17 protein-coding genes are annotated in these 15,940 nt (G+C 52.5%); 10 read left to right on the forward strand and 7 right to left on the reverse strand.

The window, feature by feature from the left end; genetic code table 11:
- Positions 1 to 39 precede the first annotated feature (39 nt).
- From QMG90_RS03885 to silC, 5 genes are all read right to left on the reverse strand, one after another.
- On the reverse strand, positions 40 to 480 hold the full coding sequence (locus QMG90_RS03885) for a DUF411 domain-containing protein (RefSeq protein ID WP_002436620.1): 441 nt from the start codon (positions 478 to 480) through the stop codon (positions 40 to 42).
- A gap of 86 nt (positions 481 to 566) precedes the next feature.
- Complete coding sequence (silA, locus tag QMG90_RS03890) at positions 567 to 3,713, reverse strand: Cu(+)/Ag(+) efflux RND transporter permease subunit SilA (RefSeq protein ID WP_000574021.1); 3,147 nt, start codon at positions 3,711 to 3,713, stop codon at positions 567 to 569.
- Between the two features lie 10 nt (positions 3,714 to 3,723).
- The gene (gene silB / locus QMG90_RS03895) at positions 3,724 to 5,016 is read right to left on the reverse strand and encodes a Cu(+)/Ag(+) efflux RND transporter periplasmic adaptor subunit SilB (RefSeq protein WP_024562062.1); all 1,293 of its coding nucleotides are present in this window, start codon (positions 5,014 to 5,016) and stop codon (positions 3,724 to 3,726) included.
- Between the two features lie 113 nt (positions 5,017 to 5,129).
- Complete coding sequence (locus tag QMG90_RS03900) at positions 5,130 to 5,483, reverse strand: Cu(+)/Ag(+) efflux RND transporter periplasmic metallochaperone SilF (RefSeq protein WP_001246152.1); 354 nt, start codon at positions 5,481 to 5,483, stop codon at positions 5,130 to 5,132.
- A 27-nt stretch (positions 5,484 to 5,510) separates the two neighbouring features.
- Entirely contained in the window at positions 5,511 to 6,896 is a 1,386-nt protein-coding gene (gene silC, locus QMG90_RS03905) for a Cu(+)/Ag(+) efflux RND transporter outer membrane channel SilC (RefSeq protein WP_001507116.1), read from the reverse strand.
- A 189-nt stretch (positions 6,897 to 7,085) separates the two neighbouring features.
- Between silC and silR the strand changes: the two genes are divergently transcribed.
- The 4 genes from silR (at position 7,086) to copM (ending at position 10,407) form a co-directional block, all read left to right on the forward strand.
- Complete coding sequence (gene silR, locus QMG90_RS03910; protein ID WP_000697968.1) at positions 7,086 to 7,766, forward strand: copper/silver response regulator transcription factor SilR; 681 nt, start codon at positions 7,086 to 7,088, stop codon at positions 7,764 to 7,766.
- Positions 7,759 to 9,234, forward strand: a complete 1,476-nt coding sequence (gene silS / locus QMG90_RS03915) for a copper/silver sensor histidine kinase SilS (protein WP_007374412.1) — start codon at positions 7,759 to 7,761, stop codon at positions 9,232 to 9,234. Before silR ends, silS begins: the two co-directional genes overlap by 8 nt.
- A gap of 245 nt (positions 9,235 to 9,479) precedes the next feature.
- A complete protein-coding gene (gene silE, locus QMG90_RS03920) occupies positions 9,480 to 9,911 on the forward strand; it encodes a silver-binding protein SilE (protein WP_007374411.1) in 432 nt (143 codons plus the stop codon).
- A gap of 145 nt (positions 9,912 to 10,056) precedes the next feature.
- On the forward strand, positions 10,057 to 10,407 hold the full coding sequence (gene copM, locus QMG90_RS03925; protein ID WP_032752126.1) for a CopM family metallochaperone: 351 nt from the start codon (positions 10,057 to 10,059) through the stop codon (positions 10,405 to 10,407).
- A 407-nt stretch (positions 10,408 to 10,814) separates the two neighbouring features.
- On the opposite strand, the gene QMG90_RS03930 is transcribed toward copM, so the two are convergent.
- Together QMG90_RS03930 and merR are read right to left on the reverse strand one after the other, a co-directional pair.
- Positions 10,815 to 11,723, reverse strand: a complete 909-nt coding sequence (locus QMG90_RS03930; RefSeq protein ID WP_007374408.1) for an HNH endonuclease — start codon at positions 11,721 to 11,723, stop codon at positions 10,815 to 10,817.
- Positions 11,724 to 11,952: 229 nt separating this feature from the next.
- Positions 11,953 to 12,408 carry a mercury resistance transcriptional regulator MerR gene (merR, locus tag QMG90_RS03935; protein ID WP_001166628.1) on the reverse strand — a complete coding sequence of 152 codons (456 nt, stop codon included), beginning with the start codon at positions 12,406 to 12,408 and terminating at the stop codon, positions 11,953 to 11,955.
- Between the two features lie 71 nt (positions 12,409 to 12,479).
- Between merR and QMG90_RS03940 the strand changes: the two genes are divergently transcribed.
- Genes QMG90_RS03940 through merE form a run of 6 tightly spaced genes read left to right on the forward strand, consistent with a single transcriptional unit; the run spans position 12,480 to position 15,893 of the window.
- Positions 12,480 to 12,830, forward strand: coding sequence for a mercuric transport protein MerT (locus QMG90_RS03940; RefSeq protein WP_001294660.1), 351 nt, complete (start codon positions 12,480 to 12,482; stop codon positions 12,828 to 12,830).
- 15 nt (positions 12,831 to 12,845) lie between these two features.
- Entirely contained in the window at positions 12,846 to 13,121 is a 276-nt protein-coding gene (merP, locus tag QMG90_RS03945) for a mercury resistance system periplasmic binding protein MerP (protein WP_000732276.1), read from the forward strand.
- 27 nt (positions 13,122 to 13,148) lie between these two features.
- Positions 13,149 to 13,556: an organomercurial transporter MerC gene (gene merC / locus QMG90_RS03950; protein WP_000522993.1), complete on the forward strand. Its 408-nt coding sequence runs from the start codon at positions 13,149 to 13,151 to the stop codon at positions 13,554 to 13,556.
- A gap of 38 nt (positions 13,557 to 13,594) precedes the next feature.
- The gene (gene merA / locus QMG90_RS03955) at positions 13,595 to 15,277 is read left to right on the forward strand and encodes a mercury(II) reductase (protein ID WP_000281123.1); all 1,683 of its coding nucleotides are present in this window, start codon (positions 13,595 to 13,597) and stop codon (positions 15,275 to 15,277) included.
- A gap of 17 nt (positions 15,278 to 15,294) precedes the next feature.
- A complete protein-coding gene (gene merD / locus QMG90_RS03960) occupies positions 15,295 to 15,660 on the forward strand; it encodes a mercury resistance co-regulator MerD (RefSeq protein WP_001277463.1) in 366 nt (121 codons plus the stop codon).
- On the forward strand, positions 15,657 to 15,893 hold the full coding sequence (gene merE / locus QMG90_RS03965) for a broad-spectrum mercury transporter MerE (protein ID WP_001087807.1): 237 nt from the start codon (positions 15,657 to 15,659) through the stop codon (positions 15,891 to 15,893). The genes merD and merE overlap by 4 nt, the downstream gene beginning before the upstream one ends.
- Positions 15,894 to 15,940 lie beyond the last annotated feature (47 nt).

The raw sequence follows: 15,940 nt of genomic DNA on the forward strand, positions 1-15,940 counted from the left end.
TGCCTGCTGCCGGCGTCCCGTTATCAGCCGTTCCGCTGACTATTCGATTCGCTGGAAGACTTTTTTACTGCCCTCCGGTGAGAATGCGATAACATCGTAAGCCTCTTTTCGGGCCCCCATCTCCATTCCCGGACTTCCTGCTGGCATACCGGGGGTGGCGAGACCGTATATACCCGAACCAGACTGCATGGCCTTATGTATCGTTGCCGCAGGCACATGGCCTTCAATGATCAAATTACCTACAACCGCGGTATGACAACTTCGTAGTCCAGCAGGAACAGCATGCTTTTCTTTCAGGGCTGACAGCGCCTGATCATTCATGACGTGAGTTCGCACTTCGAACCCGTCTTTTTCCATCGCTTTGCCCCACAGGGAACAACAGCCACAGTTTTCAGATTTGTACATATCAATGACTTTTTCACTCGCCATTGCAGGCAGTGACAGGCCGAGAGCCAGGGCCATTAGAACCACTTTTTTCATACTCACCTCTGTATATTATCGATATAAACCCTGACGTCAGGGTGAATCAGTGCAGAAGGACGCCCACTGGGGGCGCCCTTTCAGGGTTATGACACGCTTTTTTTATGTCTGCGCAGCCAGATTAATTTGTAGGCGGCAGGAATAATGAACAGGGACAGCAGCGGAGCCGTGATCATCCCACCAATCATTGGCGCAGCAATACGGCTCATGACTTCTGAACCTGCGCCGGTTCCCCAGAGTATTGGCAGCAGACCCGCAATGATCACCGCCACGGTCATGGCTTTCGGCCGGACACGCAGTACGGCACCATGATAGAGGGCTTCATCAAGACCTTCCGGTGTGAACGTCTCTTTACGGGACAATTCCGGGTGCGCTTCAATGGCATGACGCAGATACATCAGCATGACCACGCCAAACTCTGCTGCCACCCCGGCCAGGGCGATAAACCCGGTTCCGGTCGCCACTGACATATGGAAGCCCTGCCAGTACAGGAACCATATTCCGCCAACCAGGGCGAACGGCAGGCTCATCAGGATCAGCAGGGCTTCGTCAACCCGGCGGAATGCCAGATACAACAGGATGAAAATGATCATCACCGTCATCGGCACCATCAGCTTCAGTTTCTTGTTGGCATGCTCAAGCAGTTCAAACTGTCCGGAGAATGCCACACTGGTTCCCGGTCTCAGTTTCACTTTCTCGCTGATGGCCGTCTTAATGTCGTTAACCACCGACACCATGTCCCTGCCGCGGGCATCAACATAAATCCAGCTGGCTGGCCGGGCATTTTCGGTTTTCAGCATGGTTGGTCCAGAAACGACGTTAATATCCGCGACATCGCCCAGCGTGATCTGCTGCTTCATCGGGGTCAGGATCGGCATCTGTTTCAGCGCCTGCGGACTGTTCCGGTAATCCTGCGGGTAGCGAATGTTAATAGGGTACCGGGCCACCCCTTCAACCGTCTCACCCACCATAGCACCTCCGATTGCTGAAGAGACGAACAGCTGGACATCACCTACCGTCATCCCGTAGCGGGAGGCTTTCTCCCGGTTGATATCGATATCGATGTAGCGCCCGCCCTCAAGTCGCTCAGCCAGGACAGACACCACGCCAGGCACGGTTTTGGCTACCGCCTCGATACTCTGCGCCGTCGCGTCGATATCGGACAGAACAGTCCCGGACACTTTGATACCTATCGGGCTTTTGATCCCGGTTGAGAGCATATCAATACGGTTACGGATAGGCGGCACCCAGAGGTTTGCCAGACCCGGTAAACGGACTGTCCTGTCGAGTTCATCAATAATCTTGTCAATTGTCATGCCGGGACGCCACTGATCCTCAGGTTTGAGCTGGATCGTGGTTTCCACCATTTCGAGCGGCGCGGAATCCGTTGCGGTCTCTGCTTTACCGGTCTTGCCAAATACAGAAGCCACTTCAGGAACGCTTTTGATTAACTTGTCTGTTGTCTGCAGGAGCGCTGCAGCTTCTGCCGGAGAGACGCCAGGCAAGGTCGACGGCATATACAGCAGATCGCCCTCGTTAATCTTCGGCAGAAATTCACCGCCCACCTGACTCAGTGGCCAGATAACCGTGAAAATGGACAAGGCCGCAACCAGCAGGGTTGTTTTTGGCCAGTGGAGGACCCGCAGCAGCAAAGGATGATACGCTTTGATCAGCACCCGGTTCAGGGGGTTACTTGTCTCGGCAGGAATTTTCCCCCGGATCCAGAATCCCATCAGAATAGGAATGACGATGATGGCCAGTGCGGCCGCTCCCGCCATGGAGTACGTTTTCGTGAATGCCAGCGGGCCAAACAGACGACCTTCCTGCCCTTCCAGGGTAAAGATAGGAATAAAGGACAGGGTGATGATCAGCAGGCTAATGAACAACGCGGGTCCCACTTCCACGGAGGCGTCGGTAATCACCTTCCAGCGGGTGGCGTTGTCAATCTGCTCACCCGGATGCTGATGATCCCACTCCTCAAGCCGTTTGTGCGCATTTTCAATCATCACAATGGCGGCATCCACCATCGCACCGACGGCAATCGCTATCCCTCCCAGCGACATGATATTGGCGTTCAGTCCCTGGAAGTGCATGACGATAAAGGCGATACACAGGCCAAGCGGCAGAGAGATAATCGCCACCAGGGCAGAACGTACGTGCCACAGGAACAGAGCACAGACGATGGCCACCACGATAAACTCTTCCAGAAGTTTGGAACTGAGGTTATCAATCGCCCGGTCGATTAACTGGCTGCGATCGTAGGTGGTCACGATTTCAACGCCTTCCGGCAGGCTGGCCTTCAGCGTCTCCAGTTTATCCCTCACTGCCGTGATAACGTCGCGCGCATTTTTACCCGACCGCAGGATCACCACGCCGCCAGCGACTTCTCCCTGGCCGTTCAGCTCGGCAATACCACGCCTCATTTCGGGCCCGGTCTGCACGCGGGCAACATCCCGCAGATAAACCGGCACGCCGTTCTCACCTGTTTTCAGGACGATGTTATTAAAATCATCAATGCTCTGAAGATAACCGCTGGCACGGACCATATACTCCGCTTCGGCCATTTCAACGGATGAGCCACCGGCCTCCTGGTTAGACGATTCAAGTGCCTGTTTCACTTCGGGCAGGCTGATACCGTACTGGGACAGTTTTACCGGATTGACCTGAATCTGGTACTGTTTCACCACGCCGCCAACCGAAGCGACCTCAGCCACGTTCGGGATGGTTTTCAGCTCAAATTTCAGGAACCAGTCCTGCAGAGAGCGCAGTTCTGAAAGGTCGTGTTTTCCGTTGCGATCGACAAGGGCATATTCAAAAATCCAGCCCACACCCGTGGCATCAGGACCGATTTCAGAACTCACACCGGCAGGCAGTTTTCCCTGAACCTGATTCAGATATTCCAGCACGCGGGAACGGGCCCAGTACAGATCGGTGCCGTCTTCAAAAATGACATACACATACGAATCCCCGAACTGTGAAAAACCACGCACGGTTTTTGCGCCAGGTACGGACAGCATGGTGGTGGTAAGTGGATAGGTGACCTGGTTTTCTACAATCTGCGGGGCCTGGCCGGGATAGCTGGTTTTGATAATGACCTGCACATCTGACAGGTCAGGCAAGGCATCGACCGGCGTGTTAATAATCGTCCATGTACCCCAGATGCTGAGAAACAGGGCCCCCATCATGACCAGGAAACGGTTGGCGACAGAGCGCCGGATAATCCATTCAATCATCGTCGTCTCCTCAGTGCCCTGAATGCATATTTACAGGCTGGTCAGACATTGCTGGCATACTGCTTTCTGTTTTTTCAGGGTGGCGCATACGTTCCAGCGCGCCCGTAATATTGGCTTCGGAGTCAATGAGGAACAGGCCACTGACCACCACGGTATCGCCTTCATTCAGGCCGGAACCGATGCCGGACTGTTGCTGTGATTCATGCAGAACGTGGATCTGTTTCGGCACAAACTTGCCTTCATCATCAACAGTAATCACGCGCTGTTCTTTGCCGGTATCGATAACGGCCTGGCTTGGTATCAGCAGCATCTCCTGGCTCTTGGTATTCAGTTTCAGATAGGCATTCATGCCCGGCTTGAGAAACTCATCCTTATTAGAAACCTGGAGACGGACCTGAAGCGTACGGGTTGTCTGATCCACGCTGGGAAGAATGTTCCATTTTTCGACATGGAATGTTTTATCCGGATAAGCCGGTACCGAAATTTCAAACTGCGACGTATCTTTCAGCAGATATGCGATAGATTCTGGCACTGCAGCGCTGATCCAGACCGGGTCCATTCCCTGAATCTGAGCCACCACCTTATCTTTCGAAATATTCATGCCGGTGCGCAGGTCAAATGCAGTAATGACACCATCAATAGGTGCTTTAATGGTAAAACGGGTCTGAATGCTCCGGGTAGAACGCAGTCTCTGAATATCCTCTTCCGGCATACCTGCCAGGCGAAGCCGTTCCAGAACGCCTTTAATTTGCGTGGAAGTACCACCGGTGCTGGATAACAGAAGGAATTCGCTCTGTGCTTCCACCCAGTCCGGAATGGTAATATCGATAAGTGGCGTCCCCTTCTTCACATGATCGCCAATCGTCATGGGGTAGACTTTTTCGACAAACCCGTCAGAACGCGCCTGCACAATAACAAACTGATACTCGTTATAGCTGACATTAGCCGGGATTGTCTGAGAATAATTCAGCATTCCTCGCGTGACTTTTTGCGTTTTTAATCCCAGATTCTGAACCTGGGTTGGGTCGATACGGATCCCGCCACTGCTTTTATCGCCACTGTCATCAGCATATTTTGGCACCAGGTCCATATCCATAAAGGGCGATTTTCCGGGTTTATCAAATTTGGTATCCGGTTTCATAGGGTCATACCAGAAAAGTACCTTTTTCTCCGGTGCCTTTTGTTCTGCTGGTACTGTTTTTTGTGATGAGTTTAAATACTGCCAGGCAGTAACCGATATCAGCCCCCCTGCTATGAGGCTGCTGATAATTATTGCAGCATATTTTATCTTTAAAGAAGCCATACAATTTCTCGCTGAAAAATCAAAACACCTGGCATATGCGCACGATCATTCATTCACAGTAATCCCATAATGAATGTTCAGGCGCACTGGATGTATTCGCTCCGGACTGTTAATCAGGATTGCGTAACGTTAATGCTTTTGAGTAAGGAGATATTGCCCTGCTGAATAAACGAGAAATCGACATGGTTGCCGGTTTTCAGGGCATTGATAGCGTCGTCTGCATTAACAAAAGTGAAGCGCATGGTCATTGCAGGCCAGCCCACCGCCGGGATTGCTTCGTGCGAAATGGTGATTTTTTTACTATTCATATCAATGTCTTTAACGATACCGGTGCCCTTGATAACCTGCTGTACCGAAGCATCACTGGCAGCATTCATATCGCCATGCTGATGTGTTTCAGCATGAAGACCGGCAGAAAACATGACAGAGAAGGCACCAAATAAAACGGCTTTAAGTGAATTACGCATTTTAATTTCCTGATTAATTGAATAAATTTACTCTACCCAACCGCCACCCAGCGCGGTAAACAGATTAATTTCGTTAACCTGTCGGGAATAGGTAAGATCGAGAATGGTTTGCTGCGTCGCGAAGAGGGAACGTTCTGCATCCAGCACTTCGATGTAACTGACAGCACCACTTGCATACAATCCTCTGGCACGCTGTAGAGTTATCTGAAGTGAATCAAGATAACGCTGCTGTGACTCAAGTTGCTGGCTAAGGCTGTCGCGCAGCGCAAGCGTGTCGGAAACATCCTTAAAGGCTGACTGAATTTTTTGTTCGTAATTAACCACGGACTGTTGCTGGCGAATTTCAGCCAGCTTCAGATTGGCTTTGTTCCTGCCAGCATTAAATATAGGAATTTCAATTTTAGGAATAAAATTCCACATTCCACTTCCTGACGTAAAGAGGCTGGACAGCTCCGTACTGCTTGAGGAGAGACCACTGGTCAGGGTAATGGACGGGAAAAAAGCCGCTCGCGCTGCGCCAATATTGGCATCAGCCGCTTTCAACTGGTATTCCGCTTCCATAATATCCGGACGCTGCAGCAATATTTGTGACGACAGATTTGGTGGCAATTTTACTGGTGCGATCTCCCCACCTTTAATCCCTTTTTCTGACGGAACTGCGCGGTACGTTCCCAGCACCAGTTGCAGGGCATTGTTTGCCTGAGCCAGATCGCCTTCTCGTTTGGCTATTTCGGCGCGGGTACTTTCGATTTGCCCCCTGGCTTGTTCAAGCGCCAGAACGTTCGTACTCCCGGTCACCAGTTGTTGCTCAACGAATGCATAAGACTGTTCATAATTTTTCAGCGTTTCCCGCGCAATACGGAGTTGTTCGTACGCCAGTTGCTGGCTGAAATAGCTCTGTGAAACGTTGGAGACCAGCAGGATGTGTACGGCACGACGGGCTTCTTCGCTGGCAAAGTAGTTCTGGCGATCAGCCTCACTCATGTTCTTAAGTTTGCCAAAAAAATCGAGCTCATAGCTGAGCTCCAGACCCGCGTCGTACTCCTGTGTGGTCGGCTTGTCACCTTTCAGACCACCGTTGTATGTGATCCCGGATGAGGCATTCAGTTGGGGATAACGATCTGCATCCGTGACGTTGAACTGGGCCCGGGCCTCTTCAACCTTCAGGGCAGCCATTCTCAAATCACGGTTATTATTCAGGGCTTCACCGATCAGCCTGCTGACCTGGGGATCGACAAAAAAGTTTCGCCAGCCCGTATCCTGATAGCTGTTTACCGCAGGCGTCAGACTGTTTTTAGACAATGAAAACTGCTGGGGAACCGGAGCTGGCGGACGCTGATATTCAGGTGCCAGAGAAACACAACCAGCCAGGATGAATATGGTACTGATGCTGAGTAATTTTAATTTGAACATAACGCTTCTCGTACAGGCAGACCTGGTAAATGGTTCAAACGAAGTCCAGAGTATTGATAGGGGTACTTTACCTAACGCTCTCTGTTTGCCGGGTGACAGGATAATGACAATGTTGTCATTTTTGCTGTAATCCGTTGATAACGATCGTGGGCGCAATAGAATGACATTAGCAGCCAGCCGGGGAGCAAGATGAAAATATTGATCGTCGAAGACGAAATTAAAACAGGTGAATATCTCAGCAAAGGGCTTACAGAGGCAGGGTTCGTAGTGGATCACGCTGATAATGGTCTTACCGGATATCATCTCGCCATGACAGCCGAGTATGATTTAGTCATTCTGGATATCATGCTACCTGATGTGAACGGCTGGGATATCATCCGCATGCTGCGCACTGCCGGAAAGGGTATGCCGGTCTTACTGCTGACAGCCCTCGGCACGATCGAACATAGGGTCAAAGGACTGGAACTGGGTGCGGACGATTATCTGGTTAAACCCTTTGCGTTTGCCGAACTGCTCGCCCGGGTGAGAACCCTTCTGAGGCGGGGAAACACGATGATCACGGAAAGCCAGTTTAAGGTGGCTGACCTCTCGATTGATCTCGTATCCAGAAAAGTCAGTCGCGCCGGAAACCGCATTGTGCTCACCAGTAAAGAGTTTAGCCTGCTGGAATTCTTCATTCGCCATCAGGGAGAGGTTCTTCCCCGCTCCCTGATTGCCTCTCAGGTCTGGGACATGAATTTTGACAGCGACACTAATGCGATCGATGTCGCAGTAAAGCGACTCCGCGCTAAAATAGACAACGATTACGAGACAAAGCTGATCCAGACAGTCCGGGGCGTGGGCTACATGCTGGAGGTCCCGGATGCATAGCAAACCTTCCAGACGCCCTTTCTCACTCGCTCTACGGCTGACCTTTTTTATCAGCCTGTCCACGATACTGGCTTTTATCGCCTTCACCTGGTTTATGCTGCATTCTGTTGAAAATCATTTTGCCGAGCAGGATGTCAGCGATCTTCAACAAATCAGCACCACACTGAACCGTATACTGCAGTCCCCGGTGGATCCGGATGATAAAAAAATAAGCAAAATAAAGGAATCAATTGCCAGCTACCGCAACGTTGCCCTTTTGCTCCTCAATCCCAGGGGTGAAGTGCTCTTTAGCTCAGCTCAGGGGGCGGCACTACGCCCGGCAGTGAATTCAGCAGATTTTAGCGAGCACAGCCGCGCACGGGATGTCTTTCTCTGGACGGTGGAGGATCCTGCGGGACCGATGGATACCGGGTCCGAAATGAAGATGGAAACATACAGGATTATCGCCTCCTCTGGTCAGGCGATATTTCAGGGCAAACAGCAGAACTATGTCATGCTGACTGGCCTATCCATTAATTTCCATCTCCATTACCTCGATGCGCTGAAAAAGAACCTGATTGCGATTGCCGTCGTGATAAGCCTGTTGATTGTTCTGATCATTCGAATCGCTGTCCGTCAGGGGCACCTGCCCCTTCGTAATGTCAGCAATGCCATTAAAAACATCACCTCCGAGAATCTTGATGCGCGACTGGAACCGACACGCGTTCCCATTGAGCTGGAGCAACTGGTTATCTCGTTCAATCATATGATTGGAAAGATTGAGGATGTCTTTACCCGCCAGGCCAATTTCTCTGCCGATATCGCGCATGAGATCAGAACGCCCATCACCAATCTGGTGACGCAGACTGAAATCGCACTGAGTCAGGATCGAACACAGAGGGAACTTGAGGATGTCCTCTATTCCAGTCTTGAAGAGTATAACCGGATGACCAAAATGGTCAGCGATATGCTGTTCCTGGCACAGGCAGATAATAATCAGCTGATACCTGACAGGGTCATGTTTGACCTCAGAGCGGAAGTCATGAAAGTCTTCGAGTTTTTCGAAGCCTGGGCCGAAGAACGCAATATCACGCTCAAATTTAACGGGATGCCCTGCCTGGTTGAGGGAGATCCACAAATGTTCAGAAGGGCGATCAATAATCTGTTATCCAATGCCCTGCGTTATACCCCGGAGGGACAGGCAATCACCGTCTCAATAAGAGAGCAGGAGAGCTTTTTTGACCTTGTGATTGAAAATCCGGGGAAACCAATCCCTGAAGAGCATTTATCAAGGCTGTTTGACCGTTTTTATCGGGTAGATCCGTCCAGACAACGAAAAGGAGAAGGCAGCGGCATCGGCCTTGCGATTGTGAAGTCCATCGTGGAAGCACATCACGGAAGAGTGCAGGTGGAATCGGACGTACGTTCAACTCGTTTTATCCTATCCGTGCCCAGACTGGAGAAAATGATTCCGGAAACCCAGTACTGAGAATAAAGATTTAAATGACAAAGATGTCATTAGCCTGTCATGCAGCAAACAGAAGCCATTCGATATAATTAGTGCAACTTATCAGGAAGGCATTATTACTTCATCCATACACGGCATCAGCACAAGCCAGGAGTTGTATTAAAGCCTCATCCTGGCGGAATAAGGTCTGTAGAGTTGTCAGTTGTACTACTGAGGACACAGATCGAAATTCACGGACATCACTAATTCAGAAATGGAGAGTTACCATGAAAAATATCGTCTTAGCATCAGTGTTAGGTTTGAGCTTAATTTCTACGGCCTGGGCCACTGAAACTGTAAATATCCATGAGCGTGTCAATAATGCTCAGGCTCCGGCCCATCAGATGCAGTCTTCTTCAACTCCAGCCGCCATCCAGGGGGCAGCTCCACGGATGGCCGGTATGGATCAGCATGAACAGGCTATTATTGTTCATGAAACCATGAACAATGGTTCAGCAGATGCACATAAAAAAATGGCGGAAAGTCATCAGAAGATGATGGGAACTGGCACCGTTAACGCTTCCCGTCCGGCGACTTCGTTTGCGGCGATGAATGAACATGAAAGAGCAGCTGTTGCCCATGAATTTACGAATAACGGTCAGTCCGGCCCCCATCAGGCTATGGCTGATGCACACCGCCGCATGATCAATGCGGGCTGATGACAACTGAAGTTTCCGTGCGGTTACCCTTTCCTTGATAGATTGTCCCTTATACGGATATGTTGTTATTTTTTGCCCCCTTCAGGGGGCTTTTTTGTCTGACTCAGCTAAACTTATCCGGTAACCATCTGAAAGGGTTTATTATATGAAAATCACAAATTCGCTTTTTGTTATACTGATGTTATCCCTGCCAGCGATTTCCGCAGAACATTCAGAAATGAAAATGTCAGATATATCCTCATCGGCATCGTCACAGGAATATATGTCCGGCATGAAAGGTATGCATGACAAAATGATGGCCGCTGTAAAAGAGTCCGATCCCGACAAGGCTTTTGCGAAAGGCATGGTAGCACACCATGAAGGGGCAATAGCAATGGCTGAGACCGAGCTAAAATACGGAAAAGATCCGGAAATGAGAAAGCTCGCGCAGGACATCATTAAAGCTCAAAAAGGTGAAATTGAGCAGATGAATACATGGCTTGGTAATCAAAAATAATGATTGCGGAAATAATATATTGCGCGTACAGTCAGAGTGTTCCCGGGCACGGGAACCTGTTAATCGTTAATTAATCAAAACCCGATTCATTTCGGGTTTTTCCTTTTACCCCCCCCAACGCATGCACTGCACCGAGTGAAATTCACCTGAGCCAATTCTGCTTGCTTATTATTTCGATGGGAATTGCTGATTTTAATTAAGTCTATGTTTTAAAGGTGTTTCTCATGCCTGGGTTTGGCAGGGGTTCGTCCTGTTCTCTGGTCATGCGCAATGGCAATTCGCAGTCAGGGCTCAAGACTACTTTTACCTCTTTTTTAACAGAAAGTTTCTGGACCCGATACTTGCCGGAAACATCATCTGCTGTTCATCCCGACCAATAAAACGAAGGTATCACTCTCGTTTGAATCTCACTTACTTTCCATTTTGTAATAAAGAATCAAGTTTTCCAGTGATATATCAATACCAACTTTTTTTAATAACCTTTTTCGCGCAGTGTATATTTCTTTCAGCATATCTTCATAACCCTGACCAAGGTGAATTTGTTTATGGCAATTGCAACACAGAGATATGATATTTTCTTCAACATCAAGAGATGTGTCAAAAGCATCTTGCCTGGACATAGGTACAATGTGATGAGGTTCTGTGTAATTTAAGGATGAATTTCGCCTTCTGAATGTTGGGTGGTCACTATCGACTTCACATCTGTAACCTGCTTTATTCAGCGCATTTTGGGATACGCCTTTACTCCTGGGATACGAGAGGCCATTTTTTACTTCTATTGCATTTTTCTTTGGTTTGGCTTCCCCTGTATATTCAAACGTCTGAACGTTGTCAAAGATATTACTTTTCTCTATGGCATTGATCAACTCATCGTCAGAGTAATACTCACTGCTGGCCATTTCTGTTGTACCAAAAAAATCCAGTTCGTTAATTGCCTGAACAAGTTCCTCACGAATTGTCCATAAGTTTCTTTTGGGTTTTCCGCCGATTTCTTTACTCTTCATTACGGTAATGAATTTTGTACCGGATGCGATATTTCCGACACCTTTAACCTCGAATCTACCAAGTTCTTTTTGAACTCTGCCACCCAGTCCGTTTATGACTCCATTAGCACTCATGCTGTGCAGGTCGTACTTCTTACCAATATCGAAGCATGTGCAGGAATGATTTGGCTCAATAAACCATTTTTTTAACGCTGCAATACTTTTTGTGTCAAAAACTTTATCATTTGTTAATAAAGTTTTCCATTCTTCCACACTGATATCAATGTCACAGACATACTCTCCATCAATCACTTCGCATATTTTTTTAATCACATTCATTCCCCTGTTATACAGATAGTCATAATGAAAATATAAAGCTCGCTAACCGGTATGGTTGCGTAAGGACCGTAGTCTCTCAGAGACCGTGCTTTCTTTTTTTTCAGGCCTGGACACTAAAGGGTCTGTTGCACCCCGAAAAAATTTGTTGCGGGGATTGCTCATTGAGATGAGCCTCTGCTCGATCATACCAGGGGTCGTCTCAGAATTCGGAAAATAAAGCACGCTAAGGCGTAGTCACCCCGTGACTCCCCCGCGCCGATGCAGCGAGCTTCGTTCCGTCTTGCAGTGACGCAATCAGCGGGCAGGAAACGTTCCCTTTCCGCGCATGGCAGGCGCACACCAGTTCAGACAGCACGGCCTCCATGCGTGCCAAGTCGGCCATCTTCTCGCGCACATCCTTGAGCTTGTGCTCGGCCAGGCCGCTGGCTTCCTCGCAATGGGTGCCATCCTCCAGCCGCAGTAGCTCGGCGATTTCGTCCAGGCTAAAGCCCAGCCGCTGGGCCGATTTCACGAACCGCACTCGTGTTACATCCGCCTCGCCATAGCGGCGAATGCTGCCATAGGGCTTGTCTGGCTCCGGCAGCAGGCCCTTGCGCTGGTAGAACCGGATGGTCTCCACATTGACCCCGGCCGCCTTGGCAAAAACGCCAATGGTCAGATTCTCAAAATTAATTTGCATATCGCTTGACTCCGTACATAACTACGGAAGTAAGCTTAAGCTATCCAAACCAAATTTGAAAGGACAAGCGTATGTCTGAACCACAAAACGGGCGCGGCGCGCTCTTCGCCGGTGGGCTGGCCGCCATTCTTGCGTCGGCCTGCTGCCTGGGGCCGCTGGTTTTGATCGCCTTGGGGTTCAGCGGGGCATGGATCGGCAACCTGACGGTGCTGGAACCCTATCGCCCGATCTTCATCGGCGCAGCGCTGGTCGCGCTGTTTTTCGCCTGGCGGCGCATCTACCGCCCGGCGCAAGCCTGCAAACCGGGTGAGGTCTGCGCGATTCCCCAAGTGCGAGCTACTTACAAGCTCATTTTCTGGATCGTGGCCGCGCTGGTCCTGGTCGCGCTCGGATTTCCCTACGTCATGCCATTTTTCTATTAATCACAGGAGTTCATCATGAAAAAACTGTTTGCCGCCCTCGCCCTCGCTGCCGTTGTTGCCCCCGTGTGGGCCGCCACCCAGACCGTCACGCTGTCCGTACCGGGCATGACCTGCTCCACCTGCCCGATCACCGTCAAGAAGGCGATTTCCAAGGTCGAAGGCGTCAGCAAAATTGACGTGACCTTCGAGACACGCGAAGCGGTTGTCACGTTCGATGATGCCAAGACCAGCGTGCAGAAGCTGACCAAGGCAACCGGAGACGCGGGCTATCCGTCCAGCGTCAAGCAGTGAGCCACTGAACCCGAACCTGGGGCGATCATGGGACTGATTACACGCATTGCCGACAAGGCTGGCGCGCTTGGCAGCGTTGTTTCCGCGATGGGATGCGCTGCCTGTTTCCCGGCTATCGCCAGCCTGGGCGCGGCCATCGGCCTTGGCTTTCTACAGGAATACGAAGGGTTGTTTATCTCCAAGCTGCTGCCGCTGTTCGCAGTCGTGGCTTTGCTGGCGAATGCACTGGGCTGGCTGAGTCATCGGCAATGGTACCGCAGCCTGCTCGGGATGGTCGGCCCAGCCATCGTGCTGGCGGCCATGCTCTTGTTTTTTGGCAATTGGTGGACGGCGAACCTCCTCTATGTCGGTCTGGCCTTGATGATCGGGGTGTCGATCTGGGATCTGCTCTCACCGGCCAACCGCCGCTGCGAACTACCACCCAAACACGGCTAACTGCATTGGAAGTTGCCGAAACGAAAAGGAACGATGCAATGTATTTGAATATCACCGGAATGACCTGCGACTCGTGCGCGACACATGTCAAGGACGCCCTGGAGAAAGTGCCGGGCGTGCTGTCGGCGCTCGTGTCCTACCCGAAAGGCTCCGCGCAACTCGCCACCGATCCCGGCACCTCGCCAGAGGCGCTGACCGCCGCTGTGGCCGGCCTCGGCTACAAGGCCACACCCGCCGATGCCCCATCCACTTCAGCGCGGGGCAGACTGCTTGGCAAGGCGCTGGGATGGCTGGGCGGTGGCGACAAGGCTGGTGGTGATGGGGACGGACTGCACGTCGCCGTTATTGGCAGCGGCGGAGCCGCGATGGCGGCGGCGCTGAAGGCCGTCGAGCAAGGTGCGAACGTCACGCTGATCGAGCGCGGCACCATCGGCGGTACTTGCGTCAATGTCGGCTGCGTGCCGTCCAAGATCATGATCCGCGCTGCCCATATCGCCCATTTGCGCCGTGAAAGCCCATTCGACAGTGGCATCGCGGCGACTGTGCCTGCGATTGATCGCAGCAAACTACTGGCCCAGCAGCAGGCGCGCGTCGATGAGCTGCGCCACGCCAAGTACGAAGGCATCCTGGACAGCAACCCGGCCATCACCGTGCTGCATGGTGAAGCGCGTTTCAAGGACGACCAGAGCCTTGCCGTCCGTTTAAACGATGGCGGCGAGCGTGTGGTGGCGTTCGACCGCTGCCTGGTCGCCACGGGTGCCAGCCCGGCCGTGCCGCCGATTCCGGGCCTGAAAGAGTCACCCTACTGGACTTCCACCGAGGCCCTGGTCAGCGACACCATTCCCGAGCGCCTGGCCGTGATCGGCTCGTCTGTGGTGGCGCTGGAACTGGCGCAAGCCTTTGCCCGGCTGGGCAGCAAAGTGACGATCCTGGCACGCAGCACGCTGTTCTTCCGCGAAGACCCGGCCATCGGCGAGGCCGTTACAGCCGCGTTCCGTGCCGAAGGGATCAAGGTATTGGAATACACGCAAGCCAGCCAGGTCGCGCATGTGGACGGCGAATTCGTGCTGACCACCGGGTACGGTGAAATACGCGCCGACCAGCTGCTGGTCGCCACTGGCAGGGCACCGAACACGCGCAGCCTGGCATTGGAAGCGGCGGGAGTCGCTGCCAATGCGCAGGGGGCCATCGTCATCGACAAGGGCATGCGCACCAGTACGCCACACATTTATGCGGCTGGCGACTGCACCGACCAGCCTCAGTTCGTCTATGTGGCGGCAGCGGCCGGCACCCGTGCTGCGATCAACATGACTGGCGGCGATGCGGCCCTGGACCTGACCGCAATGCCGGCCGTGGTGTTCACCGACCCGCAGGTCGCCACCGTGGGCTACAGCGAGGCGGAAGCACATCACGACGGGATCGAGACCGACAGTCGCACCTTGACCTTGGACAACGTGCCGCGTGCGCTTGCCAACTTCGACACACGCGGCTTCATCAAGCTGGTCATCGAGGAAGGTAGCGGACGGCTCATCGGCGTGCAAGCGGTGGCCCCGGAAGCGGGTGAACTGATCCAGACGGCGGTGCTCGCCATTCGCAACCGTATGACCGTGCAGGAACTGGCCGACCAATTGTTCCCCTACCTGACCATGGTCGAAGGGCTGAAGCTCGCGGCGCAGACCTTCAGCAAGGACGTGAAGCAGCTTTCGTGCTGCGCCGGATGAGGAAAAGGAGGTGTTCAATGAGCGCCTACACAGTGTCCCGGCTGGCCCTTGATGCCGGGGTGAGCGTGCATATCGTGCGCGACTACCTGCTGCGCGGATTGCTACGGCCGGTCGCGTGCACCACGGGCGGCTACGGCTTGTTCGATGACACCGCGTTGCAACGGCTGCGCTTTGTACGGGCTGCCTTCGAAGCGGGTATCGGCCTGGACGCACTGGCGCGGCTGTGCCGGGCGCTGGATGCTGCGGACGGTGACGGTGCGTCTGCGCAGCTTGCCGTGTTGCGGCAACTCGTCGAGCGTCGGCGCGAGGCCCTGGCCAGCCTCGAAATGCAACTGGCCGCCATGCCAACCGAACCGGCACAGCACGCGGAGAGTCTGCCATGAACAGCCCAGAGCACTTGCCGTCTGAGACGCACAAACCGATCACCGGCTACTTGTGGGGCGCGCTGGCCGTGCTCACCTGTCCCTGCCATTTGCCGATTCTCGCCATTGTGCTAGCCGGCACGACGGCCGGCGCGTTCATCGGGGAGCACTGGGGTATTGCAGCCCTCACGCTGACCGGCTTGTTTGTCCTGTCTGTGACGCGGCTGCTGCGGGCCTTCAAGGGAAGATCATGACCGCTTCCCAGCCAGCCGAGAGTGGGCAGCTTTGAGCTTCGCTACCA

This window comes from Trabulsiella odontotermitis, from assembly GCF_030053895.1.
Taxonomy (GTDB): domain Bacteria; phylum Pseudomonadota; class Gammaproteobacteria; order Enterobacterales; family Enterobacteriaceae; genus Trabulsiella; species Trabulsiella odontotermitis_C.

Bases quoted from the DNA above. Each gene is read 5' to 3' on its own strand.
- silA (WP_000574021.1), bottom strand. From the start codon at position 3,713: ATGATTGAATGGATTATCCGGCGCTCTGTCGCCAACCGTTTCCTGGTC.
- merP (WP_000732276.1), top strand. From the start codon at position 12,846: ATGAAAAAACTGTTTGCCGCCCTCGCCCTCGCTGCCGTTGTTGCCCCC.
- QMG90_RS03940 (WP_001294660.1), top strand. From the start codon at position 12,480: ATGTCTGAACCACAAAACGGGCGCGGCGCGCTCTTCGCCGGTGGGCTG.
- silC (WP_001507116.1), bottom strand. From the start codon at position 6,896: ATGTTCAAATTAAAATTACTCAGCATCAGTACCATATTCATCCTGGCT.
- copM (WP_032752126.1), top strand. From the start codon at position 10,057: ATGAAAATCACAAATTCGCTTTTTGTTATACTGATGTTATCCCTGCCA.
- silS (WP_007374412.1), top strand. From the start codon at position 7,759: ATGCATAGCAAACCTTCCAGACGCCCTTTCTCACTCGCTCTACGGCTG.
- merD (WP_001277463.1), top strand. From the start codon at position 15,295: ATGAGCGCCTACACAGTGTCCCGGCTGGCCCTTGATGCCGGGGTGAGC.
- QMG90_RS03900 (WP_001246152.1), bottom strand. From the start codon at position 5,483: ATGCGTAATTCACTTAAAGCCGTTTTATTTGGTGCCTTCTCTGTCATG.
- merR (WP_001166628.1), bottom strand. From the start codon at position 12,408: ATGCAAATTAATTTTGAGAATCTGACCATTGGCGTTTTTGCCAAGGCG.
- merA (WP_000281123.1), top strand. From the start codon at position 13,595: ATGTATTTGAATATCACCGGAATGACCTGCGACTCGTGCGCGACACAT.
- silR (WP_000697968.1), top strand. From the start codon at position 7,086: ATGAAAATATTGATCGTCGAAGACGAAATTAAAACAGGTGAATATCTC.
- merC (WP_000522993.1), top strand. From the start codon at position 13,149: ATGGGACTGATTACACGCATTGCCGACAAGGCTGGCGCGCTTGGCAGC.
- merE (WP_001087807.1), top strand. From the start codon at position 15,657: ATGAACAGCCCAGAGCACTTGCCGTCTGAGACGCACAAACCGATCACC.
- silE (WP_007374411.1), top strand. From the start codon at position 9,480: ATGAAAAATATCGTCTTAGCATCAGTGTTAGGTTTGAGCTTAATTTCT.
- QMG90_RS03885 (WP_002436620.1), bottom strand. From the start codon at position 480: ATGAAAAAAGTGGTTCTAATGGCCCTGGCTCTCGGCCTGTCACTGCCT.
- silB (WP_024562062.1), bottom strand. From the start codon at position 5,016: ATGGCTTCTTTAAAGATAAAATATGCTGCAATAATTATCAGCAGCCTC.